Origin of the sequence: Micromonospora sp. CMU55-4, assembly GCF_011602315.1 — a bacterium.
Lineage (GTDB): Bacteria > Actinomycetota > Actinomycetes > Mycobacteriales > Micromonosporaceae > Micromonospora > Micromonospora chalcea.
Genome location: NZ_JAAOLH010000047.1, coordinates 1 through 1,095 on the forward strand (window position 1 = coordinate 1; position 1,095 = coordinate 1,095).

Genomic DNA, 1,095 nt, shown 5'->3' on the forward strand with positions numbered 1-1,095 from the left:
GCCGACGCCCTCGGACCAGCCCGTGCCGTCCGCGGCGTCCGAGAACGACTTGCAGCGGCCGTCGGCGGACAGGCCGCCCTGGATCGAGAACTCGGCGAACGTGCCCGGTGAGGCCATCACGGTGACGCCGCCGGCCAGGGCGAGGTCGCACTCGCCGGACCGCAGCGCCTGCGCCGCCAGATGCAACGCCACAAGCGACGACGAACACGCCGTGTCCACAGTCACCGCCGGGCCCTCGAAACCGAACGAGTACGCCACCCGGCCCGACAACACGCTTGTCGCGTTGCCGGTGAGCAGGTGGCCGCCGACCTCCTGGGCCCGACCGACCGACCCGCTGGCGTACCCCTGGAAGCTGGCCCCGGCGAAGACGCCGACCGCGCCGCCCCGCAGGGTGGTCGGGTCGATGCCCGCCGACTCGACTGCCTCCCACGAGGTCTCCAGCAGCAGCCGCTGCTGCGGGTCCATGGCGAGCGCCTCCCGCGGCGAGATGCCGAAGAACTCGGCGTCGAACTCGCCGGCGTCGTAGACGAAGCCGCCCCTGCGGGCGAAGGACGTGTCGGACAGGCCGCTGCTGAGGAAGCTGTCCCAGCCCCGGTCGAGGGGGAACTCGGAGATGCCGTCGCGTCCGGTGGCGAGCAGTTGCCACAGTTCTTCCGGGGACGCGACACCACCCGGGAGGCGGCAGCCCATGCCGACGATCACGATCGGGTCGTCGTCGACGGTGGCGACCCTGCGGTCGGCCGGCGCGTCGCCCGATGCTCCGAGCACGGTCTCCCGGATGAAGGCGACCAGGGCGGCCGGCGTCGGGTGGTCGAAGACGAGGGTGGAGGGCAACGCGAGGCCGGTTTCGGCGGTCAGCCGGTTGCGCAGCTCGACTGCGGTGAGCGAGTCGAAGCCGAGGCGCTGGAACGCCCGGTCCGGCCGCACCGCCTCCACGGTGGCGTGGCCGAGCACCGTGGCGACCTGGGAGCGTACGAGGTCCAGCAGGGACGCCTCGACCTCCGGCGACGTCAGGGCCGCGAGCCGCTCGCGCAGTGCGGAGGCCCGGTCGGTGGGGCCGGTCTCGGCTCGGGACGCCGCCTCGATCGCCGCCTG

General features: G+C 73.5%; 1 protein-coding gene. It reads right to left on the bottom strand.

The genetic code is table 11. The features are described from left to right. On the bottom strand, window positions 1–1,095 hold a 1,095-nt coding region (locus HA073_RS30180), incomplete at both ends, for a type I polyketide synthase (protein ID WP_166457863.1).